Source organism: Micromonospora sp. KC207, assembly GCF_004348615.1.
Lineage (GTDB): Bacteria > Actinomycetota > Actinomycetes > Mycobacteriales > Micromonosporaceae > Micromonospora.
The window spans coordinates 1-939 of the sequence record NZ_SMKJ01000617.1 but is presented as its reverse complement, the minus strand read 5'-3'; the positions used below and the strand labels follow the sequence as shown (position 1 = coordinate 939).

General features: G+C 76.5%; 1 protein-coding gene. It reads left to right on the top strand.

Annotation, left to right across the window (positions count from 1 at the left end; all coding sequences use genetic code 11):
- Positions 1-939, top strand: a 939-nt coding sequence (locus E1258_RS32855) for a beta-ketoacyl reductase (protein WP_207919943.1), incomplete at both ends; no start/stop codon positions are given.

Genomic DNA, 939 nt, shown 5'->3' with positions numbered 1-939 from the left:
CCGCGCTCATGGGCAGCCCGGGGCAGGGCAACTACGCCGCCGCCAACGCGTTCCTCGACGCGCTCGCCGCCCACCGCCGCGCGGCCGGGCTGCCCGCCACCTCCCTCGCCTGGGGCATGTGGGCGGAAGGCATGGCCGGCACCCTCGACCGGGCCGCTCTCGCCCGCTGGGCCCGCACGGGTATCGAAGCCTTCCCGGCGGCCACCGGGCTCGCCCTGTTCGACGCGGCGCAGCGCCTCGGCCCGGCGGTGGTCGTGCCGGTCGAGCTGAACCGCACGACGCTGCGCGGCCAGGCCCGTACCGGCACGCTCGCGCCGCTGCTGCGCGGCCTCGTCCGGACCCCCGCCCGCCGCGCCGTCCCGGGCGGCTCGCTGGCGCAGCGGCTCGCCGCGGTGCCCGTCGCCGACCGTGAACAGGTTGTCCGGGAACTGGTGCAGGCGCAGGTCGCCGCGGTGCTCGGGCACGCCTCGCCGGGGGCCGTCGAACCCGGCCGGGCCTTCAAGGAGATCGGTTTCGACTCGCTTGCCTCGGTGGAGCTGCGCAATCGGCTCGTCGAGGCCACCGGCGTACGGCTGCCGTCCACGCTGGTCTTCGACCACCCGACGCCGCAGGCGGTGGCCCGGCTGCTCGTCGCCGAGGTGGCCGGCGAGCCCGCTGGAAGCCGCGCGCCGGAGACGCCCGCTCGTGGCCCGGCCCGCACCGGCGAACCGCTGGCGATCGTGGGCATGAGCTGCCGCTATCCGGGTGGGGTCAGCTCGCCGGACGAGTTGTGGGACCTGGTCGCGAACGGGCGTGACGCGATCGGTGGGCTGCCCGCCGACCGCGGCTGGGACCTGGACCGGCTCTACGACCCGGACCCGGACAGCCTCGGCACCGTGTCGACCCGTGGCGGCGGTTTCGTCAGCGGCGTGGGGGACTTCGACGCCGGGTTCTTTGGGA